This window comes from Streptomyces sp. NPDC096046 (genome assembly GCF_040303285.1).
In the GTDB taxonomy this organism is placed as follows: domain Bacteria; phylum Actinomycetota; class Actinomycetes; order Streptomycetales; family Streptomycetaceae; genus Streptomyces.
In genome coordinates, this window is sequence record NZ_JBEOSZ010000024.1 from 21,222 (window position 1) to 43,069 (window position 21,848).

The 21,848-nt window shown below is 73.0% G+C and carries 21 protein-coding genes and 1 pseudogene; 17 read left to right on the forward strand and 5 right to left on the reverse strand.

Annotation, left to right across the window (positions count from 1 at the left end):
* Nucleotides 1–123: 123 nt before the first annotated feature.
* The gene (locus tag ABTX62_RS21465) at nt 124–1,278 is read right to left on the reverse strand and encodes a right-handed parallel beta-helix repeat-containing protein (RefSeq protein ID WP_352117654.1); all 1,155 of its coding nucleotides are present in this window, start codon (nt 1,276–1,278) and stop codon (nt 124–126) included.
* Between the two features lie 175 nt (nt 1,279–1,453).
* Between ABTX62_RS21465 and ABTX62_RS21470 the strand changes: the two genes are divergently transcribed.
* The 5 genes from ABTX62_RS21470 (at nt 1,454) to ABTX62_RS21490 (ending at nt 6,765) form a co-directional block, all read left to right on the forward strand.
* Nucleotides 1,454–2,884 (forward strand): NAD(P)H-hydrate dehydratase, encoded by a 1,431-nt coding sequence (locus tag ABTX62_RS21470; protein WP_352117655.1) that lies wholly within the window; start codon nt 1,454–1,456, stop codon nt 2,882–2,884.
* Between the two features lie 537 nt (nt 2,885–3,421).
* Entirely contained in the window at nt 3,422–4,591 is a 1,170-nt protein-coding gene (gene alr, locus ABTX62_RS21475; RefSeq protein WP_352117656.1) for an alanine racemase, read from the forward strand.
* Nucleotides 4,592–4,699: 108 nt separating this feature from the next.
* Nucleotides 4,700–5,959, forward strand: coding sequence for an alpha/beta fold hydrolase (locus tag ABTX62_RS21480; RefSeq protein WP_352117657.1), 1,260 nt, complete (start codon nt 4,700–4,702; stop codon nt 5,957–5,959).
* A complete protein-coding gene (tsaE, locus tag ABTX62_RS21485) occupies nt 5,928–6,446 on the forward strand; it encodes a tRNA (adenosine(37)-N6)-threonylcarbamoyltransferase complex ATPase subunit type 1 TsaE (RefSeq protein WP_283969219.1) in 519 nt (172 codons plus the stop codon). Before ABTX62_RS21480 ends, tsaE begins: the two co-directional genes overlap by 32 nt.
* 151 nt (nt 6,447–6,597) lie before the next feature.
* On the forward strand, nt 6,598–6,765 hold the full coding sequence (locus tag ABTX62_RS21490; protein ID WP_352117658.1) for a hypothetical protein: 168 nt from the start codon (nt 6,598–6,600) through the stop codon (nt 6,763–6,765).
* A 250-nt stretch (nt 6,766–7,015) separates the two neighbouring features.
* On the opposite strand, the gene ABTX62_RS21495 is transcribed toward ABTX62_RS21490, so the two are convergent.
* On the reverse strand, nt 7,016–7,576 hold the full coding sequence (locus tag ABTX62_RS21495) for a hypothetical protein (RefSeq protein WP_352117659.1): 561 nt from the start codon (nt 7,574–7,576) through the stop codon (nt 7,016–7,018).
* Between the two features lie 112 nt (nt 7,577–7,688).
* On the opposite strand from ABTX62_RS21495, the gene tsaB reads away from it, so the two are divergent.
* Genes tsaB through ABTX62_RS21515 form a run of 4 tightly spaced genes read left to right on the forward strand, consistent with a single transcriptional unit; the run spans nt 7,689 to nt 10,177 of the window.
* Nucleotides 7,689–8,342 carry a tRNA (adenosine(37)-N6)-threonylcarbamoyltransferase complex dimerization subunit type 1 TsaB gene (gene tsaB, locus ABTX62_RS21500; protein WP_352117660.1) on the forward strand — a complete coding sequence of 218 codons (654 nt, stop codon included), beginning with the start codon at nt 7,689–7,691 and terminating at the stop codon, nt 8,340–8,342.
* Nucleotides 8,339–8,845: a ribosomal protein S18-alanine N-acetyltransferase gene (gene rimI, locus ABTX62_RS21505; protein WP_352117661.1), complete on the forward strand. Its 507-nt coding sequence runs from the start codon at nt 8,339–8,341 to the stop codon at nt 8,843–8,845. The genes tsaB and rimI overlap by 4 nt, the downstream gene beginning before the upstream one ends.
* The gene (gene tsaD / locus ABTX62_RS21510) at nt 8,838–9,923 is read left to right on the forward strand and encodes a tRNA (adenosine(37)-N6)-threonylcarbamoyltransferase complex transferase subunit TsaD (protein WP_352117662.1); all 1,086 of its coding nucleotides are present in this window, start codon (nt 8,838–8,840) and stop codon (nt 9,921–9,923) included. The genes rimI and tsaD overlap by 8 nt, the downstream gene beginning before the upstream one ends.
* Nucleotides 9,920–10,177 (forward strand): hypothetical protein, encoded by a 258-nt coding sequence (locus ABTX62_RS21515; RefSeq protein ID WP_283969225.1) that lies wholly within the window; start codon nt 9,920–9,922, stop codon nt 10,175–10,177. Before tsaD ends, ABTX62_RS21515 begins: the two co-directional genes overlap by 4 nt.
* Here ABTX62_RS21515 and ABTX62_RS21520 read toward each other — a convergent pair.
* Complete coding sequence (locus ABTX62_RS21520; RefSeq protein WP_352117663.1) at nt 10,128–10,517, reverse strand: hypothetical protein; 390 nt, start codon at nt 10,515–10,517, stop codon at nt 10,128–10,130. The two genes, ABTX62_RS21515 and ABTX62_RS21520, sit on opposite strands and share 50 nt — an antisense overlap.
* Nucleotides 10,518–10,824: 307 nt before the next feature.
* A complete protein-coding gene (locus ABTX62_RS21525) occupies nt 10,825–13,143 on the reverse strand; it encodes a beta-xylosidase/alpha-l-arabinosidase (protein ID WP_352117664.1) in 2,319 nt (772 codons plus the stop codon).
* A 172-nt stretch (nt 13,144–13,315) separates the two neighbouring features.
* Here ABTX62_RS21525 and ABTX62_RS21530 point away from each other — a divergent pair, with 172 nt between their 5' ends.
* The 4 genes and pseudogenes from ABTX62_RS21530 to ABTX62_RS21550 all read left to right on the forward strand — a co-directional run.
* Nucleotides 13,316–14,380 (forward strand): LacI family DNA-binding transcriptional regulator, encoded by a 1,065-nt coding sequence (locus ABTX62_RS21530; protein ID WP_352117665.1) that lies wholly within the window; start codon nt 13,316–13,318, stop codon nt 14,378–14,380.
* 429 nt (nt 14,381–14,809) lie between these two features.
* Nucleotides 14,810–15,109 carry a cellulose binding domain-containing protein gene (locus ABTX62_RS21540; protein ID WP_352117666.1) on the forward strand — a complete coding sequence of 100 codons (300 nt, stop codon included), beginning with the start codon at nt 14,810–14,812 and terminating at the stop codon, nt 15,107–15,109.
* Nucleotides 15,110–15,162: 53 nt separating this feature from the next.
* Nucleotides 15,163–16,212 carry an LCP family protein gene (locus ABTX62_RS21545; RefSeq protein WP_352117667.1) on the forward strand — a complete coding sequence of 350 codons (1,050 nt, stop codon included), beginning with the start codon at nt 15,163–15,165 and terminating at the stop codon, nt 16,210–16,212.
* Between the two features lie 146 nt (nt 16,213–16,358).
* Nucleotides 16,359–16,583 (forward strand): annotated as a pseudogene (locus ABTX62_RS21550) (YciI family protein); the annotation flags it as partial.
* Here ABTX62_RS21550 and ABTX62_RS21555 read toward each other — a convergent pair.
* A complete protein-coding gene (locus ABTX62_RS21555; protein ID WP_352117668.1) occupies nt 16,577–17,743 on the reverse strand; it encodes a THUMP-like domain-containing protein in 1,167 nt (388 codons plus the stop codon). The pseudogene ABTX62_RS21550 and the gene ABTX62_RS21555 overlap by 7 nt on opposite strands.
* A 119-nt stretch (nt 17,744–17,862) precedes the next feature.
* Between ABTX62_RS21555 and ABTX62_RS21560 the strand changes: the two genes are divergently transcribed.
* From ABTX62_RS21560 to groL, 4 genes are all read left to right on the forward strand, one after another.
* Nucleotides 17,863–18,801 (forward strand): polysaccharide deacetylase family protein, encoded by a 939-nt coding sequence (locus ABTX62_RS21560; protein WP_352117669.1) that lies wholly within the window; start codon nt 17,863–17,865, stop codon nt 18,799–18,801.
* Nucleotides 18,798–19,541, forward strand: coding sequence for a polysaccharide deacetylase family protein (locus ABTX62_RS21565; protein WP_502997990.1), 744 nt, complete (start codon nt 18,798–18,800; stop codon nt 19,539–19,541). Before ABTX62_RS21560 ends, ABTX62_RS21565 begins: the two co-directional genes overlap by 4 nt.
* 169 nt (nt 19,542–19,710) lie before the next feature.
* Entirely contained in the window at nt 19,711–20,019 is a 309-nt protein-coding gene (groES, locus tag ABTX62_RS21570; RefSeq protein WP_003974211.1) for a co-chaperone GroES, read from the forward strand.
* A gap of 116 nt (nt 20,020–20,135) precedes the next feature.
* A complete protein-coding gene (gene groL / locus ABTX62_RS21575; RefSeq protein ID WP_352117670.1) occupies nt 20,136–21,761 on the forward strand; it encodes a chaperonin GroEL in 1,626 nt (541 codons plus the stop codon).
* The last annotated feature ends 87 nt before the right edge of the window (nt 21,762–21,848 follow it).

Below are 21,848 nucleotides of genomic sequence, written 5' to 3' on the forward strand. Positions count from 1 at the left end.
CGCCACTCCCATTTTTTGAACGAGTTCAAAATACGGCTCGATCATACGCCTCGAGAGGGGCGACCCGCAGGAAGGACACCGAAGCCCTCGCCGCGTGGGGTGGCGAGGGCTTCGGGGGCCGAGTCAGCAGATCGACTGACTGCTGTTCACCCGTGTGATGTTGCGGAACGTCGTGTTCTCGCCGCAGGGGCTCTCCCTGATGGCCGAGTTGGTGACCGTCAGGTTCTGGACGGTGATGTCCTTGTTGTTGGGGAACTCCGAGCGGGCCGCCAGGCGTAGTTCGCCGCCGCCCGTGATCGTGCCGCTCCGCGCCGCGAGACTGACGTTGTAACAGTTCTCGATCAGGACCGAGTTGTTGCCCGTGTTCGAAAGCGTCACCCTGTCGATGACGGCCCCGCCGCTCTCCGAGACGCAGAACACCCCGCGCCCGCCGCCGCGCGCGATGACCTCGCCGACGCGGATGTTGGTGGGGTAGCCGCTGCCGATCCGGCCGTTGCGGTTGGCCATGCGGAAGGCGGCGTAGCCCGTGCCGGTGCCCGCGTTCTCCGCGTCGACCTTGGTGACGGTGGCGTTGACGGTCTGGTTGAGCAGCAGGCCGGACTCGCCGACGTTGCGGGCCGTCACCGTGCCGATGGTGAGGCCGTCGACGCCGTAGGTCTCCACCGCGTGGCTGGACGCGCCGGAGACGTAGACGTTGTCGATGCGGACGTTGCGCGTCCACTGGCTGGTGTCGCCCCGGTTGTCGATGCGGACGCCCAGGCCGCGCGAGAGACGCATGTCGATCTGACCCAGCACCACGTTCTGGACGTTGCGCAGGAAGATGCCGTACAGCGGGGTGCCGGTGAGCTTGAGGTTCTGGACCTCCACGTCGCGGGTGCCGCGCGAGTAGACCGGAGCCTGGTCGCCCGAGCCGCTGCCGGTGACGTTGATCGTGCCGCAGACGTCGAGGATCGTGTAGCTCGGCAGGGAGATGCGCGAGCCCGCCGAGACGGAACCCGAGCCGCGGACCACGACCCGTTCCTTCGAGGTGCGCCCGGCGGTGAGGCTGTTGACGGCCGCCTGGACGGCCGCGCGCATGTCGGTTCCGGTGTAGACCGTGCCGCCGCCGCGCCGGGCGGTCCAGTTGCCGCCGCTCTGCACGGCCTCGGCCTGATAGGAGCCGTCTCCGCAGGCCAGGGCGCGCGTGGGGGTGGCCGTGGCGGGGGCGGTCAGGGTGCCGGCCGCGGTGAGGAGGGCGGTGGCGCCGGCGGCTGCCAGTAATGCGGCTCTGCGTCCCATGGGGGCCTCGGTTTCGTCGGATGTGGGGGAGTGTGCAAGCGCTTTCTGCACGGCCGGGAGTCTGGCAAAGGGGCGGCAGAGCGTCAACGGATCCGACACGGTTCGCAGAGAGGGAAGACGCGGGAGGTGCGTGTGAGGGGGAGTGGCCCGGCGGTCGTACGGGAAACTCGACCGCATGCGTACTGCGTACAGCGTGGAGACGGTCCGGAACGCCGAACGGGAGCTGATGGCGCGGCTGCCGGAGGGGGCATTGATGCAACGCGCCGCCGCCGGACTCGCCGCGGCCTGCGCCGACCTGCTGGGGCGGGTGTACGGGAGCAGGGTCGTGCTGCTGGTCGGCAGTGGCGACAACGGGGGCGACGCCCTGTACGCGGGGGCCCGGCTGGCCCGTCGGGGGGCCGGGGTCACGGCGGTGCTGCTCGCGCCGGACCGGGCGCACACGGCGGGGCTCGCGGCGCTGCGGCGGGCCGGGGGGCGGGCCGTCGGGGCCGGTGAGGGCGAGCCGCTGGCCGAGGGCGCGGACCTCGTCGTCGACGGGATCGTCGGGATCGGCGGGAAGGGCGGGCTGCGGCCGGACGCCGTGCCGTTGGCCGCTGCCGCCGGGCGGTCACGGGGAGCGGTGGTCGCCGTCGATCTTCCGAGCGGCGTCGACGCCGACACCGGGGAGGTCCACGGCATCGCCGTGCGGGCCGACCTGACCGTCACCTTCGGGACGCACAAGCCCGGGCTCCTGATCGATCCCGCACGCGAGTACGCCGGGTCGGTGCGCCTGGTCGACATCGGGCTGGAGCTGCCGGCCGAGGCGGACCTGGAGGCGTTGCAGCACCGCGACGTGGCCCGGTTGCTGCCGGTGCCGCGGGCGGAGAGCGACAAGTACCGGCGGGGCGTGGTCGGCATCGCCGCCGGGTCGGCGCGCTACCCGGGAGCCGCCGTGCTGGCCGTCGCGGGCGCGCTGCGGGGTGGGGCCGGGGCGGTGCGGTACGTCGGACCGGCCGGGGACGCGGTCATCGCGCGGTTCCCCGAGACGCTCGTGTCGGATCAGGGGCCGAAGCACGCCGGGCGGGTGCAGGCGTGGGTCGTCGGACCGGGGGCGGGGGACGACGCGGCGACGGTGGCGGAGGTACTGGCCGCGGAGGTGCCGGTGCTGATCGACGCGGACGGGCTGCGGCTGGCGGACGCGGAGGTCGTGCGGGGCCGGCGGGCGCCGACGCTCATGACGCCGCACGCGGGTGAGGCGGCGGCCCTGCTGGGAGTGGAGCGGGGGGAGGTCGAGGGTGGCCGGCTGGCGGCGGTTCGGGAACTGGCGCGACGGTACGGGGCGACCGTGTTGCTGAAGGGGTCGACGACGCTGGTGGCCGACTCGGAGGGTGGGGCGGTGCGGGTGAACCCGACGGGCACGGGGTGGCTGGCCACGGCCGGGAGCGGAGACGTGCTGTCGGGGCTGGCCGGGTCGTTGCTGGCGGCGGGGCTGTCCGCGAGGGACGCCGGGAGTGCGGGGGCGTATGTGCACGGGCTGGCCGGACGGCTGGCGGCGGAGGGGGCGCCGGTGGGGGCGCACGATGTGGCGGGTGCGGTTCCGGAGGCCTGGCGGAATGTCCTGGGCTGAGGGACGGGGCTGAGGGATGGGGGAGCTGGTCGGGCTGAGGGATGGGGGTGCGAGTCGGGCTGAGGGATGGCGGTGGGGGCCGGGCTGAGGGATGAAGACGGAGGGATGAGGGGGCGGACGGGGGGATGCGGGCCGGTGGGGTCGCCGGGGTGGGTAGCCTCCTCCACCCCCTCCCGTCCCGCCTACGGGGGTTGCCGCCCCCGGCCCCCGCTTCGGCCTGAACGGCCTCGTCCTCCTCAAGCGCCGGACCGGCTGGCAGTGGCCGAGCGGCGTGGTCGGGCCCGCTCAGCCCTGGGCGCTCGACACGCCCGACCAGGCCCTGCCGCCCGTGGTGTACCCGCCGTCCGCGGCGGAAGAGGCCGTCGGGCCGCGCAGCGCTCCGGCGGGACGTACGCGCTCGTCGAGTATGTGCCGTTCGGGGAGGCGGTCGCGCGGAGGTTGTGGGGTGCTCAGGAAGGGTGACCGGGTGTTCATGTGGGGGCGGCGGCCCGGGACGTAGCAGAACCGTCGGCGGAGCCCTCTGAGACACTGGGCGCGATGAGCGAGAGAACAGCCCCGCGGACCGCGTTCCTGAGGGCCCGTGCCGAGATCGACCTGGCCGCCCTGCGGGCCAATGTGCGGGCCCTGCGTGCCCATGCGCCGGGCGCGGCCATGATGGCCGTGGTGAAGTCCGAGGCGTACGGGCACGGGGCTGTGCCGTGTGCCCGGGCGGCCGTCGCCGCGGGGGCGACCTGGCTGGGCACGGCCACGCCCGAGGAGGCCCTGGCCCTGCGGGCCGCCGGGCTGCCGGGCCGCATCATGTGCTGGCTGTGGACGCCGGGCGGGCCGTGGCGCGAGGCGATCGAGGCCGAGCTGGACGTGTCCGTCAGCGGCATGTGGGCCCTGCAGGAGGTCGTCGAGGCGGCCAGGGGGGCCGACCGACCGGCCAGGGTGCAGTTGAAGGCGGACACGGGGCTGGGGCGCAACGGGTGCCAGCCGGGGGACGACTGGGCGGCGCTGGTGCGTCGGGCGCTGCGGGCCGAGGCGGAGGGGCTGCTGCGCGTCACGGGCCTGTGGTCGCACTTCGCCTGCGCGGACGAGCCCGGGCATCCCTCCATCGCCGCCCAGCTGGCGGTCTTCCGCGAGATGGTCGCGTACGCCGAGGAGCGGGGCGTGCGGCCCGAGGTCCGGCACATCGCCAACTCGCCGGCCACCCTCACGCTCCCCGAGAGCCACTTCGACCTGGTCCGCACCGGCATCGCCACCTACGGCATCTCGCCCAGCCCCGAGCTCGGCGCCCCGGCCGACTTCGGGCTGCGCCCCGTCATGACGCTGTCCGCCTCGCTGGCCCTGGTCAAGCGTGTACCGGGCGGGCACGGCGTCAGCTACGGACATCGGTACGTGACCCCCGGCGACACCACGGTCGGTCTGGTTCCGCTGGGCTACGCGGACGGCATCCCGCGGCACGCCTCCTCGGCCGGGCCGGTTCTGGTCGAGGGCAAGTGGCGCACCGTCGCCGGGCGGGTCGCCATGGACCAGTTCGTGGTGGATCTGGGCGGCGACGAGCCCGCCGCGGGGGCCGAGGCGGTCCTCTTCGGCCCCGGGGACCGCGGCGAGCCCACCGCCGAGGACTGGGCCCAGGCGGCCGGAACCATCGCCTACGAGATCGTGACCCGGATCGGTACGCGTGTTCCTCGCGTCTATGTGAATGAGGAACAGGACGGGTAACTCGCACAGAGAGCCTGTCACGCGAGGAACGGCAGTCACTCAGGCGACACCGGCATCACCCGACCCGACGAGTCACCCGATCGGCAGCCCGGCGAAGAGGAGCGGTACGTGAGCGAGAGCAGTGCGGAGGTCGTCGTCGACGTCGCCTCCGCGGCCGTCGCGGCCTCCGCCGCGGGGGCGGCGGGAGGCTGGCGCCGGGCGACCGGTCTCGCCGGCGTGGCGATAGGCGTGGTGGCCACGGGCGCGGCCGCCGGTGTCGCCCTGGAGCGGATGACGGTCGGCCGGGGCATGCGCCAGAAGGCCCGGCTCGCCTTGGACTCGGCGGGACCGTACGGCTCGCTGCGGGGCATGCCCGGCAAGGCGTTCGCGGACGACGGCACCGAGCTGTACTACGAGGTCGACGACGTCGACCAGGAGGCCGCCCCGGCGGCCATCGGACCTCGCCGCCGCAGGCTCTTCGGCCGCAAGTTCCCCGCGCCGGTCACGGTGGTCTTCAGCCACGGCTACTGCCTGAGCCAGGACTCCTGGCACTTCCAGCGGGCGGCGCTGCGGGGCGTCGTACGGACCGTGCACTGGGACCAGCGCAGCCACGGCCGGTCCGGCCGTGGCGTGGCGCAGACGCGGGACGACGAGCCGATCACCATCGAGCAGCTGGGCCGGGACCTGAAGGCCGTCATAGACGCGGCGGCACCCGAGGGCCCGCTGGTGCTGGTCGGGCACTCCATGGGCGGCATGACGGTGATGGCGCTGGCCGACCAGTACCCGGAGCTGATCCGCGAGCGGGTCGTCGGGGTCGCCTTCGTGGGGACGTCGTCGGGGCGGCTCGGCGAGGTCAACTACGGCCTGCCCGTCGCCGGGGTCAACGTGGTGCGGCGGGTGCTGCCCGGGGTGCTGAAGGTGCTGGGACAGCGGGCCGAGCTGGTGGAGAAGGGGCGCCGGGCGACGGCCGACCTGTTCGCCGGGATCATCAAGCGGTACTCGTTCGCGTCCCGGGACGTCGACCCGGCCGTCGCCCGGTTCGCCGAGCGGATGATCGAGAGCACGCCGATCGACGTGGTCGCCGAGTACTACCCGGCGTTCAACGACCACGACAAGACCGAGGCGCTCGTCCACTTCGCGGACCTGCCGGTGCTCGTCCTGGCCGGGGTGCAGGACCTCGTCACGCCGAGTGAGCACAGCGAGGCCATCGCCGACCTGCTCCCCGACGCCGAACTGGTGCTGGTGCCGGACGCGGGGCATCTGGTGATGCTGGAACACCCGGAAGTGGTCACCGACCGCCTCGCCGACCTGCTCACCCGCACGGGTGCCGTGCCCGCAGGGGCTACCGTGAAGAGCTATGGAAGCAGCAGCACCGCACAGCCCGGCTGAGCCCGGATCCGTCCAGATCGTCGTCACGTCCCCCGAGCAGATGCGGGAGCTGGGCCGCCGGCTCGCGAAACTGCTCCGCGCGGGTGACCTGGTGATGCTCAGCGGGGAGCTCGGCGCGGGCAAGACGACGCTGACCCGCGGCCTGGGCGAGGGGCTCGGCGTGCGCGGAGCCGTCACCTCGCCGACCTTCGTGATCGCCCGGGTGCATCCCTCCCTGGGGGACGGGCCGCCGCTCGTCCATGTCGACGCCTACCGGCTCTCCGGTGGTCTCGACGAGATGGAGGACCTGGACCTCGATGTCTCGTTGCCCGATTCCGTGGTCGTCGTGGAGTGGGGCGAGGGCAAGGTCGAGGAGCTGACCGAGGACCGGCTCCAGGTCGTGATCCACCGGGCGGTGGGTGACACGACCGACGAGGTCCGGCACATGACGGTCACCGGTGTGGGCGAACGCTGGGCCGCGGCGGACCTGAGCGTGCTCGCCGCCTGAGTGCTCACCGCGCACGCCGCGGCCATCCGGTGAACCTTCCGACAAGACGTCGGCAAGATGTTGCGCTCGGCCTCTTGTGCGTGGTCACATGGTATCCAGTCCGTAGTTAGGTCTACCTAACTATGTTGCCCCGATCCTTCGGGAGGCGTCCATGTCGGCTACAGAGAGCAACGGGCAGCCGCAGCGGTTCGCGGTCGCCGGGGTGTCCATGCATGACCTGCTGACGGCCGGCGAGGCGGCGGCCCTGATCTCCACGCCGCCGCGCGCTCCCGAGCCGGAGCTGTCCGAGCGGGCCCCCGTGCACCGGGAAGCGGCCTAACGCCGTCGCGGGGCAGGCCCAGCCAGGCCCCTTCTGATGGATCTCCGCGGCGTCGCGACGCCCGGCACGCTCCCCCGCTCTCGGCTTCGCTCGAACGGGAGGGGCCCCACCGCCGCACCGCGCGAAAGCCCAGGTAGCTCCGCTACGAGGGCTTCCCCACGGCACTCCCCCAAGCTCTTCGAGCAGGGGGGACCCCCAGAGCACGCACCGAACGCCGCTCCGCCTCCCACGGAGATTCATCAGAAGGGGCCTAGCGGACGACCACGACCTTGCGGCCGATCGTCGCGAACGTCCACATCGCGTCCCCGTCCGCGCGGGACTCGCGGATGCCACCCGTACGGACCTTCGGGTCGGGAGCGGGAGTGGTGGGGCCGCCCACGGCCGCGCTGAAGCCGATGACCACGCCGTTCACGGAGGCGAAGCGCACCACGTGCTCGACGGGGACGCCGTCGGAGCCGGTGACCGCCTTCGAGCGGGACGTCACCGAGTAACTGCCCGGCACCGGGTCCACCGCGCTCGGCACGACCTTGAACGTGCGGCTGACCGCCTCGTCCCCGGCGACCAGCCACACCCGGTCACCGCGCAGCGAGTACACGACCCGGGCGCCCTTGCCGGAGCCGCCGGGCAGCGCGGCGGGGTCCTCGCCGGCCCGGGGCGCCTTCGACGCGCCGGCCGCCGGCGTGGCGCTCGCCTGCGCCGCCCGTCCCAGCCCGGCCGGGACGGTCTCGGCCGCCTGGTGGGCGAGGTAGCCGATCGCGGCGAGGGCCGCGGCGGTGAGCCCGGCCACGATTCCCGTACTGCTGGCTGCCACTGGGTCCACCTCACGTCGCACATCCCTGCCGTGACGGTAGGTGACGGTAGCAGCACGTGACGACCCGACCGCCGCGACCGTGCCGGGCCCCGGGGAGCCGTAGGCTGTTTGCGTGCTCTTGCTCGCTCTGGATACCGCCACGCCCGCCGTCACCGTCGCGCTGCACGACGGACGCGATGTCATCGCCTCGTCCAGTCAGGTGGACGCGCGGCGGCACGGGGAACTGCTGCTGCCGGCGATCGACCGGGTGCTCGCCGAGGCCGGTGTGCGGCTCGACGCCGTCACCGGGGTCGTCGCCGGGATCGGTCCGGGACCGTACACCGGGCTGCGCGTCGGACTGATGACCGCGGACACCTTCGGGCTCGCGCTCGGTGTCCCCGTGCACGGCGTGTGCACGCTGGACGGCCTCGCCTACGCCACCGACCTGGACAGTCCGTTCGTCGTCGCGACCGACGCCCGCCGCAAAGAGGTGTACTGGGCCCGCTACGCCGACTCCCGCACCCGGGTCACCGACCCGGCCGTGGACCGGCCCGCCGACATCGCCGAGCAGGTCGCGGGGCTGCCCGCGGTCGGCGCGGGCGCGCTGCTGTACCCCGACACCTTCCCCAAGGCGCACGAGCCGGAGCACGTGTCCGCCGCCGCCCTGGCCCGGCTGGCCGCCGAGAAGCTGGCCGCCGGGGAGGAACTCCCCGCGCCCCGGCCGCTGTACCTGCGCCGCCCGGACGCCCAGGTCCCCAAGAACTACAAGGTGGTCACCCCCAAGTGACCGAGCCCGTGACGTGCACGCTGCGCGAGATGCGCTGGTGGGACATCGACTCCGTGCTGGAACTGGAGCGGGACCTGTTCCCCGAGGACGCCTGGTCCCGGGGCATGTTCTGGTCCGAACTCGCCCATGCGCGGGGGCCCGGGGCCAACCGGCGGTACGTGGTCGCCGAGGCCGGCTCCCGGATCGTCGGCTACGCCGGTCTGGTCGCCACCGGTGAGCAGGCCGACGTCCAGACCATCGCCGTGTCCCGCGAGCTGTGGGGCACCGGTCTCGGCGGACGGCTGCTGGCCGAACTGCTGCGGGCGGCCACCACCTTCGAGTGCGCCGAGGTGATGCTGGAGTGCCGGGTCGACAACGTCCGCGCACAGAAGCTGTACGAGCGCTTCGGCTTCGAGCCCATCGGCTTCCGGCGCGGCTACTACCAGCCGGGCAACGTGGACGCCCTGGTGATGCGTCTGACCGCCCCCGAGAACTCCGTACAAGGAACCGAGATCAATGGCTGACGAACCCCTCGTACTGGGAATCGAGACCTCCTGCGACGAGACCGGCGTCGGCATCGTGCGGGGCACCACCCTGCTGGCCGACGCCGTCGCCTCCAGCGTCGACGAGCACGCCCGCTTCGGCGGTGTCGTACCGGAGGTGGCGAGCCGCGCTCACCTGGAGGCGATGGTCCCCACCATCGACCGCGCCCTGAAGGAAGCGGGCGTCAGCGCCCGCGACCTCGACGGCATCGCCGTCACCGCCGGCCCCGGTCTCGCCGGTGCCCTGCTGGTCGGCGTCTCCGCGGCGAAGGCCTACGCGTACGCGCTCGGCAAGCCCCTCTACGGCGTCAACCACCTCGCCTCGCACATCTGCGTGGACCAGCTGGAGCACGGCGCGCTGCCCGAGCCGACCATGGCCCTGCTGGTCTCCGGCGGGCACTCCTCGCTGCTGCTGTCCTCGGACATCACCTCCGACGTCCGCCCGATGGGCGCCACCATCGACGACGCGGCCGGTGAGGCCTTCGACAAGATCGCCCGCGTGCTGAACCTCGGCTTCCCCGGCGGGCCGGTCATCGACCGGTACGCCAAGGAGGGCGACCCGAACGCGATCTCCTTCCCCCGCGGTCTGACCGGCCCGCGCGACCCGGTCTACGACTTCTCCTTCTCGGGGCTGAAGACCGCCGTGGCGCGCTGGATCGAGGCCAGGCGGGCGGCGGGGGAGGACGTGCCGGTGCGGGACGTGGCGGCCTCCTTCCAGGAGGCGGTCGTGGACGTGCTGACCCGCAAGGCCGTCCGGGCCTGCAAGGACGAGGGCGTCGACCACCTGATGATCGGCGGCGGCGTGGCCGCCAACTCCCGCCTGCGCGTCCTCGCCCAGGAGCGCTGCGAGGCCGCGGGGATCCGGCTGCGGGTGCCGCGGCCCAAGTTGTGCACGGACAACGGCGCGATGGTCGCCGCCCTCGGCGCGGAGATGGTCGCCCGGGGCCGGGCGGCGTCGTCCTGGGACCTGTCGGCGGACTCGTCCCTGCCGGTCACCGAACCGCACGTGCCCGGGCACGACCACGTGCACGAGATCGGCGAGGAGAACCTCTACTCGTGACGGTCGCGTTGATGTGGGAGGCCCGGGCGTCCGAGGGGCGGGGCGAGGAGCTGCTGGCCTGGGCACGCGCCCAGGAACTCCCCGGCAGACCGCTGCGCCGGGAGACCTTCCGGGCGCCCCAGGACCGGGTCCTCGTCATCACCTGGTGGGACGCCCCGTACGACGCCGACCTGCCCGAACTGCCGGACCCGGAGGGGGGACTGGTCACACGGGCCGTGCACCGGTGGCGGTTCGAGTCGGCGGACGCCGGCTGACCGAGAGCTTCCGGGGCCTGCTCTCGACCCGTCCCCGCCACACCGGCATGCCGTGCCCGCGCTCCCGGTGGGCGGCGACCGCGGCCTGGCCCAGCCAGTCGACGGCCGACCACAGGGGCAGCACGGCCGCCCACGGTTCCCACAGGGACAAGGGCACCGTGAACAGCAGATACAGCACGAAGAGCCGCGGGCTGAAGGGCTTGTCGCGCAGGAAGCGCGCGGCCGGCGGGGCCGGGCCGGTCTCCTCGAGCCGGACCGCCGTCTCGAAGTCCCGTACCCCGCCGATCCACTTGAGCCCGGTCGCCTTGACGAGCGTCCACAGCAGCAGGAAGGCGAGCACACCGCCGATGTACAGGCCGAGCCGGCCGGGTGCGGACGGCGCGGAGAAGCCCTCGACCAGGCCCGGGGTCGTCAGGGCGACGGCCGTGGCGGCCAGGACCGATACCGCGTTCCCCGACGGTGATGGTGCCGGAGTCGGGTTCGCAGAGCCCGGCGATCATCATCAGCGTCGTGGTCCCGTCTTGCCGCCCTTGCCACCACTCCCACCGGCTGTCCGGCTGGATCCGGTGCCGCAGGCGGCGAGGGACCGCAGTTCGTGGTGCACCAGCCGGTCCATCGCGACCCCCCGTCATGCCCCGCACGGAGGATCAGCCCACCCCCGACACCTCCGTCTCGCACCGCAGCCGCCGGTCGGCTCCCGCCTCGCGGACCGGGCCCGTGAGTGTGAGGTGCGCCCTGTGGCGTACGTCCGCGCTGGACGCCGCCAACCGTAGTTCCAGGGCGCCCGGTTCGACCACCCTTCGGCCCGAACGGTCGGTGAACGCCGAAAGGTCCGTGTGGAAACGGAACGTGACCCGGGCCGCCTCGCCCGGCGCCAGCTCCACGCGCTGGTAGCCGATCAGCCGGACGTCGGGGCGGGTCACCGAGGCCACCGGGTCGTGCAGGTACAGCTGCACGACCTCCGCACCCTCGCGTCCGCCCGTGTTCCGGACGGTCACCGACACGTCGTGGGAGCCGTCCGTGCCGAGCTCGGCCGGTTCGGTCGCGGAGCAGTCCTCCCAGGTGAACGCCGTGTACGAACGGCCGTGCCCGAAGGCGTACAGGGGGGTCGGGTCGAGGTTGCTGACCTCGCCCGCGAGGCCCAGGGGCGGCTGGAGGTACGTCCAGGGCTGGCCGCCCGGGACCCGGGGGACGCTCACGGGCAGGCGGCCCGAGGGGTTGACGCGGCCCGACAGGACACCCGCGACGGCCGGGCCGCCCTCCTCGCCGGGGAAGAACGCCTGGACGACCGCGCCGAGCCGGTGGTGCCAGCGGCCCAGGGCGTAGGGGCGGCCGGTCAGCAGCACCAGCACCACGGGGACGCCCGTGGCGACCAGCGCGTCCAGCAGGTCGCCCTGGGCGCCCGGCAGACCGAGGTCCGTCGCGTCGCAGCCCTCGCCCGAGGTGCCGCGGCCGAACAGGCCCGCCCGGTCGCCGAGGACCGCCACGCACACATCCGCCTCGGCGGTGCGGGCGATCGCCTCGTCGAAGCCCGCGGTGTCCGGGTCCGTCACGTCACAGCCCTGCGCGAACGTCACCTTGGCGTCGGGCAGTTCGCCGCGCAGGGCGTCCAGGACCGTCGGGATCTCGATGCCGGCCGGCACCTCGGGGTGGTGGGTGAGGACATGGGAGGGGAAGGAGTAGCAGCCCAGCATGGCCAGGGCGTCGGCCGCCCGGGGCCCGACGACCGCGATCCGGGTGTCGGGGGCCAGCGGCAGCAGGCCGTCGGGGTTGTCGAGCAGGACCACGGACTCCTCGGCCAGGCGGCGGGCCAGGATGCGGTTGCCCGTGGAGTCGAGGCTGATCTCGGTGGCCGGCTCGGGGGTCCAGTCCTCGTCCAGCAGGCCCAGTTCGCACTTCTGGAGCAGGACGTGGCGGGCCGCCCGGTCGACGAGTTCCTCGGGGACCTCGCCCGCGCGGACCGCCTCCAGCAGCGGCGGGCCGTAGCAGCTGACGGTGGGGAGTTCGACGTCGATGCCGGCGGTGAGAGCCGCGTGGGCCGCCTCGGCGGGGGTGCCCGCGACCCGGTGGAGGGTCTGCAGGAAGCCGATGCCGAAGTAGTCGGCCACGACCGTGCCGGTGAAGCCCCACTCCTCGCGCAGGAGACGGGTCAGCAGCCCGGGGTCCGCGGAGGCCGGGACGCCGTCCGTCTCGGTGTAGGCGGCCATCACCGAGCGGGCGCCGCCCTCGCGCAGGGCCATCTCGAAGGGCGGGAGGGTGACGTCGGCGAACTCGCGGACGCCGGCCCGGACCGGAGCGAGGTTGCGGGCACCGGCCGAGGAGGCGTACCCGGCGAAGTGCTTGAGCGTGGCGATGACTCCGGCCGACTCCAGGCCCCGCACATACGCGGTGCCGACCGTGCCGACCAGGTAGGGGTCCTCGCCGATCGTCTCCTCCACCCGGCCCCAGCGCGGATCGCGGACGACGTCCAGTACGGGTGCGAGACCCTGGTGGACACCGGCCGAGCGCAGGTCGGCGCCGATGCGCCGGGCCATCTCCTCGACCAGCGGCGGATCCCAGGTCGCTCCCCAGGCGAGCGGGACCGGGTAGGCCGTGGCCTGCCAGGCGGTGAAGCCGGCCAGGCACTCCTCGTGCGCGATCGCCGGGATGCCGAAGCGGCCGGCCGCGGTGATACGGCGCTGAGCGCGGGCCAGTGCCTGCGCGCCCAGCGCCGGGTCCACGGGCGAGGTGCCGAAGGAGCGGGTGAGCTGGCCCAGGCCGTGGGTGATCAGCTCGTCCCATTCCTCGTCGGAGCGCTCGACGGTCATGTCGTGCTGGTGCGGAGCGACCCCGCCGCCGTCCGTCGCGGCGCCCACCCACACGCCGTACAACTGGGCGGTCTTCTCCTCCAGGGTCATCCGCGCGAGCAGGTCGTCGACGCGGGCGGCGGCGGGCAGCGCGGGATCACGCCAGGGGGCGGTGGTCATGAAGCTCCTGTCGGGTGGACGGGACGGCCCTCTCACGAGCGCGTGGAGGCTCCTGACGGTCGTTTCCCGCGCCCGCTTCTACGAATGTTTCGATGTGTATGCCGAATGTTCCGGGAACCTATGGCGCCCTGGGGACTTCGTCAAGGGGGCCCGCAGGGTTACGATCGCCGCCATGACATCCCCGGAGCCCGTTGAAAGCCGGACGCAGATCCGGACGCAGGGGCGCACCGCGCAGACCGCGACGCTCGCCGAGATCGCCCGTGAGGCGGGCGTGTCGGCGCCGACTGTTTCGAAGGTCCTGAACGGCCGGGCCGACGTCGCCCCGGCCACCCGGTCCCGCGTCGAGGGCCTGCTGCGCGCCCACGGCTACCGGCGCCGCCGCGCCGAGGCGACCCGCTCGCCCCTGATCGACCTGGTCTTCCACGAGCTGGAGAGCGCCTGGGCGATGGAGGTCATCCGGGGCGTGGAGAACGTGGCGCGGGACGCCGGGCTCAGTGTCGTGCTGTCCGAGAGCGCGGGGCGGCTCACCCCCGGCCGGACCTGGGCCGACCAGGTCGCCGCACGCCGGCCGCACGGTGTGATCCTGGTCCTGTCCGGTCTCGACGAGTCGCAGCGGGCCCTGCTGACCAGCCGCTCCATCCCGTTCGTGGTGATGGACCCGGCCGGCGACCCCGGCGCCGACGTGCCGTCGATCGGCGCGACCAACTGGCAGGGCGGTCTCGCGGCCACCCGGCATCTGGTCGAGCTGGGGCACCGCAGGATCGGCGCGATCAGCGGGCCCTCGCAGATGATGTGCAGCCGGGCCAGGATCGACGGCTACCGGGCCGCGCTGGAGACGGCCGGGCTGCCGGTGGATCCCGAGCTGATCGCGACCGGCGACTTCCACCACGAGACCGGCTACCGGCGGGGCCTGGAACTGCTGCGCCGCCCGGACCGGCCGACCGCCGTCTTCGCCGGGAACGACCTGCAGGCGCTCGGGCTGTACGAGGCCGCGCGCGAGCTGGGGCTGCGCGTCCCCGAGGACCTGAGCGTGGTCGGGTTCGACGATCTGCCGGTGGCGCCCTGGGTCGGGCCGCCGCTGACGACCGTGCGGCAGCCGCTGACGGAGATGGCCGAGGCCGCGGCCAAGCTGGTCCTCGACCTCGGGCGGGACGAGGGGACCCCGGCGACCCGGGTCGAGCTGGCGACGAGCCTGGTGGTGCGCAGCAGCACGGCGGGGCCGCCCGCGGAGGCGTAGGCGCTGCGTCGACGGGTCTTTCGCATGCCTCCCACACCGCACCGAAGCCAATCGGCTACCTCACCGAAACTTTCGTAGCCCTCGCGATGAGCTCCCCGAGATCGGGCTCACCGGGATCCCCTGCCCGCCGGAGTGGCCGCCGCCGGCGAGTTTGACCTGGTCGCCGTCGGCCGCCCTGCTCCAGGACCCCGAGTGGGTCCGCAAGGTCCTCGACGGCCGCTTCGAGGACCTCGCCCCGTACCACCCGGCGTCACTCAAGACCCTCAGCTGACCCCGCCCGCCCGGCAGGGCCCTGGCCGGCTCCCCGCCGCTCGCGACCGCCGCGCCGCACGCCGCCGGCGCGCCCCCGCGCGGAGTCGGTGACGCCCCGCAGGAGAGGCGCCGGGCGGGGACGCGACGACCCCGCCACCGACGGGCGCCTGTACGGCGATGTACGGCGTCACGGGCCAGCGGAGCAACGGCTGCGCGGACCGGGCGTGGATCGCCCGCTCGGACGCCGCGCCGTCGTCGTGGAGGGCGAACCGGAGGTCCGGTGCCGGACCGCGGATCACCCGGTCCCGGAACGCGAACCGCGCACAGACCGGCGCGGCGGCCGGTCGCGCGAACGCCCCCGGCAACGGACCGGTACCGGACGGCGGTTCGGTGACGTTCGGCCTCAACGGCTCGTGGAGCGGGAGCAATCCGGTGCCGGTGGTGGCACTGAGGGTGAGTCCGGGCCCCGAAATCTGAGAATTTCCGAAGAAAGGACGCCCTGAAGTCCCTGCCCGTCATAATTCGGACTTATGTTCCTGCTTGTGACGGGACACCACGGGGACGAGGGCACGGCAGCGGGCCGGCGGTCGAGAGCGCTGAAGATCGTCGGCCTCACCCTGGCGGGTGCACTGGTGCTGGGCGCGGGAGCGGCGGTCTGGGCCTACTGGCACCTCAGCGGCAACATCACCGGCGTCGACATCGACAGCGCGCTGGGCGACGACCGGCCACCGAAGCCGCTGAGCACACCGTCGCCCTCGGCCCCGGCCCTGCCGAGCGAACCCCTCAACATCCTGGTGCTCGGCTCGGACTCGCGCAGCGGCGAGGAGAACCGCAGGCTCGGCGGCGGCGACAGCTCCGGCGCCCGCTCCGACACGGCGATGGTCGTCCATCTCGACGCCGGGCGGACGAGCGCTACGGTGGTGAGCATCCCGCGCGACACCCTGGTCACCCGCCCGTCCTGCCCGCGCGCGTCCGGCGGCTCCACGGCGGTCGCCCACCGCTCCATGTTCAACAGCGCGTACGAGGTGGGCGGCCCGGTCTGCGCGGTGAAGACGGTCGAATCGCTCACCGGCATCCGCATGGACCACTACCTGGAGATCGACTTCTCCGGATTCACCGAGCTCGTGGACGCGCTCGGCGGTGTCACCGTCACCACGGACGAGGACATCGCCGACGAGGACAGCCACCTGCGGCTGAAGGCGGGCACCCATCACCTGGACGGCACCCGGGCCCTCGCCCTGGCCCGCACCCGGCACGGCATAGGCGACGGCAGCGACCTCGGCCGCATAGGCCTCCAGCAGAAGCTGGTGAAGGCGCTGCTGGAGCAGATCGCCTCCGAGAACCTGCTGACCGACCCGGCCAAGCTGTACCGCGTCGCGGACGCGGTGACCGCCGGCCTCACCACCGACACGGGCCTGGACTCCCTCGCCGAACTGACCCGGCTCGGACGGAGCCTGCGGGGCCTCTCGGCGAGCGGGGTGCGGACGGTGATGATGCCCGTGGTGCGGGCGCCGTCGGACCCCAACCGGGTGGTGGCCGAGGAACCCGAGGCGGGCAAGCTGTGGGAATCACTGCGGTGACCTGCGCCGACGCGACCCGGAAGAAATCTTCGAAGAAATCCGGCGGGCATGTCGATCCGGCGGTCTCCCGGTCGGCGCGGGGGTGAGAGCGGGGAGATGCCCCGCTCCGCGCAAGACGAGGAGTCACCAGGCCGCGCTTTCTCACCCTGATCCGCGTCGACGAGAAGAACGCCCCCGCCGAGGGTCCGAGCCCCGAACTCAGGGAGCGGATGGGCAAACGGCTGGAGGAGATCACCGAGGCCGGGGTCGTGCTCGACACGGCCGGGCTCACGCCCACCTCGGACGGCAGCCGGGTGACCTGGGAGGGCGGGCAGCTGTCCGTCACCGACGGGCCGTTCACCGAGTCCAAGGAGGTCATCGGCGGCTACTCGGCGGGATGCCCGATGAGCATCGCCGGTGCCCCCGCGACCCGGGTCAGGAACACCGTGGCCGCGTGCGGGCCCTGCGGCTTGACCTTCCTGCGGAGCTCCTCCGGCTCCACCGCCGAGCCCCGTTTCTTGACGGTCAGCGTGCCCACCCGCCGCTCCCGCAGCAGCGCCTTCAGCTTCTTGAGGTTGAAGGGCAGATGGTCGGTGATCTCGTAGGCCGTGGCGTACGGGGTGGGATGCAGGGCGTCGGCCGTGACATACGCGATGGTCGCGTCGAGCAGCCCTCCGCCCACCTGTTCGGCCACCTCGGCGACCAGGTGGGCGCGGATGACGGCGCCGTCGGGCTCGTACAGGTAGCGGCCGGGCGGGCGGACCTCCGGGTCGGGCAGGCCGCGGGAGAGCAGGGTGCGGGGGCCCGGCAGGAGGGTGGCCCGGACCGCCGCCGGTTCGGTGCCGAACCACAGCACCGCCTCCTTGACGTCTCCGCCGTCGGAGATCCACTCGGCCTCCGCGTCCTCCGGAACCGCCTCGTGCGGGATGCCGGGGGCGACCTTGAGCGCGGCGGCCCGGGGGGCCCGGCGGGCGGCGGAGACCGCCCAGGACAGGGGCGGTGAGTAGGCCTCGGGGTCGAAGATCCGGCCCCGTCCGCCGCGCCGGGCGGGGTCGACGAACACGGCGTCGAAACGGGCCGTGTCCACGTCCGTGACGTCCGCCTCGCGCACCTCGATGAGGCCGGCCAGTCCCAGCGCGTCGGCGTTGGCCCGGGCCGCCGCGGCCGTCTGCGGGTCCCGGTCCACGGCCAGCACCCGGATCCCGGCGCGGGCCAGCGCGATCGCGTCACCGCCGATGCCGCAGCACAGGTCGGCGACCGAGGTGACGCCCAGCTCGGCCATGCGCCGGGCCCGGTAGGCCGCCACGCTCGCCCGGGTCGACTGCTCGACCCCGTTCGGCGTGAAGAACATCCGGCCCGCGTCCTGCGCCCCGAACTTCACCGCCGCCCGCTGCCGCAGCCGCGCCTGGCCCAGCGCCGCCGACACCAGCTCGGCGGGATGCTCGCGGCGCAGCCGGGTCGCGACGGCCAGCTCCCGCGCCGGGTCGGTGTCCCGCACCTCGTCGAGGAGGGCGCGGCCTTCGGGGCTGAGGAGGGGAGCGAGGTCGTTCACCGGATCATTGTCGGCCACGGCGGCGGCCGCGGGGCGTGTGGGCCAGTCGGTGGATGGTGGGCCACCGGCCGCGGTGTCGGGGCGGGATCGGCCGGAGAGGGCTGCGAGGATCCGGCACCATGCGAGCAGTCGTACAAAGTGACAAAAGCCGGGCATCGGGGCGGACGTCCGCCGGTGCGCGGATCGTCCTGGCCGTGCTCGTCCTCGCCGCCATCGCCTCCGGCTGCGCCGAGGGCGGCGGCAGCGACCGGGTCCCCCCGGCCGGCGGGCAGCAGCCCCTCGACGCGCCCCCGGCCCGCGCGCTCGACTCCTACGCCACCAGGCTGCGCGCCGCGCACGCCGCCCGGGTCGCCGCCGCACACCGCTGGAACCTGCGCAAGGTCCCCCTGGCCGCCCCGCCGCCTCCCACGACGAAGCCCGGGATCAGGACCCGCAAGGGCTTCGAGGTGGACGGCCACCGGGAGCTGGACCTCCCGCCCGTCTTCACCACGATCCCCACCCGGGACAAGGTCGTCTTCCTCACCATCGACGACGGCGCCGAGAAGGACCCGGCGTTCCTGCGGATGATGAGCGACCTGGACGTCCCGTACACGGCCTTCCTCAGCGGCTACCTCATCAAGGACGACCCCCGCTACTTCCGGAGGATGCAGTCGCGGGGCGTGGTCCTGAACAACCACACGCTGCACCACCCCGACCTGCGGGGCATGTCGTACCGCGCGCAGAAGCGCGAGATCTGCGGCATGCAGAGCTACATGGAGCGGCGGTTCGGCAAACGGCCCGCCCTCTTCCGTCCGCCCTTCGGCAGCTACGACCGGACGACCCTGCGCGCCGCCAAGGCCTGCGGCATCGCCTACGCGCCCCTGTGGAACGAGGAGGTCTTCGCCGACCACTGGGAGTACCGCGAGGCGGACCGGAAGCTGCGCCCGGGCGACATCGTCCTCACCCACTTCCGGGGCCGCGACCAGTGGAAGGGCACGATGACCGACATGGTCCGCCGTTTCCTCGACAAGGTCACGGCCCAGGGCTACGCGGTCGGGCGGCTGGAGGACTACCTGTGAGGCGGCCGGCCGCCGCGCTGCTGTGCGCCGTCGTGCTGGCCGGCTGCGCCGGGGCGGGGCAGGGGCCGGGCACCGCCGACGGGCGGGCCCAGGACCCGGGTGCGGTGAGCGGCACCCGCCGGCTGCCGCCCGTCGTGGACCACGTCGCCACCCGCGACCCGGTCGTCTTCCTCACCTACGACGACGGCGCCGAACGCGACCCCCGCTTCATCGGCCTCGTGCGTGAACGGCGGCTCCCGGTCAGCATGTTCCTCACGGACAGCGTCGTGGGGCCCGGCTACGGCCACTTCGCCCGGCTGCGCGCGGTCGGCGCGTCCATCCAGAACCACACGCTCGACCACCCCGCCCTGCGCGGCCTGCCCTACGCCGGCCAGCGCGCCGAGATCTGCGGCCAGCAGCACAAACTGCGCTCCCGCTTCGGCATCAGCCCCCGCCTGTTCCGCCCGCCCTACGGCACCTACGACACGACGACCCTGCGCGCCGCGGCCGACTGCGGCATCACGGCGGTCGTCCTGTGGCGGGCGTCCGCGAACGCCGAGGGCGAGCTGACCTACACCCGCGGCCACTTTGGGCTGCGACCCGGCGACATCGTCTCGGTGCCGTCGGGCGAGACGGCCTCCCCGACCCTGACGGAACGGACCGAGCGGCTGTTGCGGGAGATCGAGCGGAGGGGGCTTCGGGTGGGGCGGCTGGAGGACTACCTGGAGGGAACACCTGGCCGACGCGCCGCGGCGAATTAGCAGTCCGCTTGACCGAGTGCTAATCACAGTCATAGTCTCGGCTCTGGCACTCCCCCTAGGAGAGTGCCAACACAGCGACGGGCAGGTCCGGCACCCGCGACGACGGATCCACCTGGTCGCCACCTCAGACAGTTAACCCCGTGAGATCTCCGAAGGGGGAGGTCGGATCGTGACGACCACCAGCTCCAAGGTTGCCATCAAGCCGCTCGAGGACCGCATTGTGGTCCAGCCGCTCGACGCCGAGCAGACCACCGCCTCTGGCCTGGTCATCCCGGACACCGCTAAGGAGAAGCCCCAGGAGGGCGTCGTCCTGGCCGTGGGCCCGGGCCGCTTCGAGGACGGTAACCGTCTTCCGCTCGACGTCTCCGTCGGCGACGTCGTGCTCTACAGCAAGTACGGCGGCACCGAGGTGAAGTACAACGGCGAGGAGTACCTCGTCCTCTCGGCCCGCGACGTGCTCGCGATCGTCGAGAAGTAATTCACCCCAAGCACATTGCTTTGAACTGCGCCCCTGGCCCCCGCGATCGATAAGAAGCCGGGCGCCCGGGGCGCAGTGTCGTTCACCCCAGATTCCGGAAGAGGGCTCACGCTCCCATGGCGAAGATCCTGAAGTTCGACGAGGACGCCCGTCGCGCCCTCGAGCGCGGCGTCAACAAGCTTGCCGACACGGTCAAGGTGACGATCGGCCCCAAGGGCCGCAACGTCGTCATCGACAAGAAGTTCGGCGCTCCCACCATCACCAACGACGGTGTCACGATCGCCCGCGAGGTCGAGATCGAGGACCCGTACGAGAACCTCGGTGCCCAGCTGGTCAAGGAGGTGGCGACCAAGACCAACGACATCGCGGGTGACGGTACGACCACCGCGACCGTGCTCGCCCAGGCGCTCGTACGCGAGGGCCTGAAGAACGTCGCCGCCGGTGCCTCCCCGGCCGCCCTGAAGAAGGGCATCGACGCCGCCGTCGCCGCTGTCTCCGAGGAACTGCTCGCGTCGGCCCGCCCGATCGACGAGAAGTCCGACATCGCCGCCGTCGCCGCCCTGTCCGCCCAGGACAGCCAGGTCGGCGAGCTCATCGCCGAGGCGATGGACAAGGTCGGCAAGGACGGTGTCATCACCGTCGAGGAGTCCAACACCTTCGGTCTGGAGCTGGACTTCACCGAGGGCATGGCCTTCGACAAGGGCTACCTGTCGCCGTACTTCGTGACGGACCAGGAGCGCATGGAAGCCGTCCTGGACGACCCGTACATCCTCATCACGCAGGGCAAGATCTCCGCCATCGCGGACCTCCTGCCGCTGCTGGAGAAGGTCATCCAGTCCAACGCCTCCAAGCCGCTGCTGATCATCGCCGAGGACGTCGAGGGCGAGGCCCTGTCGACGCTCGTCGTGAACAAGATCCGCGGCACGTTCAACGCCGTCGCCGTGAAGGCCCCCGGCTTCGGCGACCGCCGCAAGGCGATGCTGCAGGACCTGGCCGTCCTCACCGGCGCCACGGTCGTCTCCGAGGAGGTCGGCCTCAAGCTCGACCAGGTCGGCCTGGACGTGCTCGGCTCCGCCCGCCGCGTCACCGTCACCAAGGACGACACCACGGTCGTCGACGGCGCCGGCAACAAGGACGACGTGCAGGGCCGCGTCGCCCAGATCAAGGCCGAGATCGAGTCCACCGACTCCGACTGGGACCGCGAGAAGCTTCAGGAGCGCCTCGCGAAGCTGGCCGGCGGCGTGTGCGTCATCCGTGTGGGTGCCGCCACCGAGGTCGAGCTCAAGGAGCGCAAGCACCGTCTGGAGGACGCCATCTCCGCGACCCGCGCCGCGGTCGAGGAGGGCATCGTCTCCGGTGGTGGCTCCGCGCTGGTCCACGCCGTCAAGGTCCTCGAGGGCAACCTCGGCAAGACCGGCGACGAGGCCACGGGTGTCGCGGTCGTCCGCAAGGCCGCCGTCGAGCCGCTGCGCTGGATCGCCGAGAACGCCGGCCTGGAGGGCTACGTCATCACCTCCAAGGTCGCCGAGCTCGACAAGGGCCAGGGCTTCAACGCCGCCACCGGCGAGTACGGCGACCTGGTCAAGGCCGGCGTCATCGACCCGGTCAAGGTCACCCGCTCCGCCCTGGAGAACGCCGCCTCCATCGCCTCCCTCCTCCTCACGACCGAGACCCTGGTCGTCGAGAAGAAGGAAGAGGAGGAGCCGGCCGCCGGCGGTCACAGCCACGGCCACTCCCACTGAGGCATGACGGCTGAGGGCTGACGACGTCATCCCGCCCGAGCCCGAACGAAGGCCCGGCACCCCGGAGACGGGGCTGCCGGGCCTTCG

Bases quoted from the DNA above. Each gene is read 5' to 3' on its own strand.
- ABTX62_RS21465 (WP_352117654.1), bottom strand. From the start codon at position 1,278: ATGGGACGCAGAGCCGCATTACTGGCAGCCGCCGGCGCCACCGCCCTC.
- ABTX62_RS21470 (WP_352117655.1), top strand. From the start codon at position 1,454: ATGCGTACTGCGTACAGCGTGGAGACGGTCCGGAACGCCGAACGGGAG.
- alr (WP_352117656.1), top strand. From the start codon at position 3,422: ATGAGCGAGAGAACAGCCCCGCGGACCGCGTTCCTGAGGGCCCGTGCC.
- tsaE (WP_283969219.1), top strand. From the start codon at position 5,928: ATGGAAGCAGCAGCACCGCACAGCCCGGCTGAGCCCGGATCCGTCCAG.
- ABTX62_RS21490 (WP_352117658.1), top strand. From the start codon at position 6,598: ATGTCGGCTACAGAGAGCAACGGGCAGCCGCAGCGGTTCGCGGTCGCC.
- tsaD (WP_352117662.1), top strand. From the start codon at position 8,838: ATGGCTGACGAACCCCTCGTACTGGGAATCGAGACCTCCTGCGACGAG.
- ABTX62_RS21525 (WP_352117664.1), bottom strand. From the start codon at position 13,143: ATGACCACCGCCCCCTGGCGTGATCCCGCGCTGCCCGCCGCCGCCCGC.
- ABTX62_RS21530 (WP_352117665.1), top strand. From the start codon at position 13,316: ATGACATCCCCGGAGCCCGTTGAAAGCCGGACGCAGATCCGGACGCAG.
- ABTX62_RS21540 (WP_352117666.1), top strand. From the start codon at position 14,810: ATGTACGGCGTCACGGGCCAGCGGAGCAACGGCTGCGCGGACCGGGCG.
- ABTX62_RS21545 (WP_352117667.1), top strand. From the start codon at position 15,163: ATGTTCCTGCTTGTGACGGGACACCACGGGGACGAGGGCACGGCAGCG.
- ABTX62_RS21560 (WP_352117669.1), top strand. From the start codon at position 17,863: ATGCGAGCAGTCGTACAAAGTGACAAAAGCCGGGCATCGGGGCGGACG.
- groL (WP_352117670.1), top strand. From the start codon at position 20,136: ATGGCGAAGATCCTGAAGTTCGACGAGGACGCCCGTCGCGCCCTCGAG.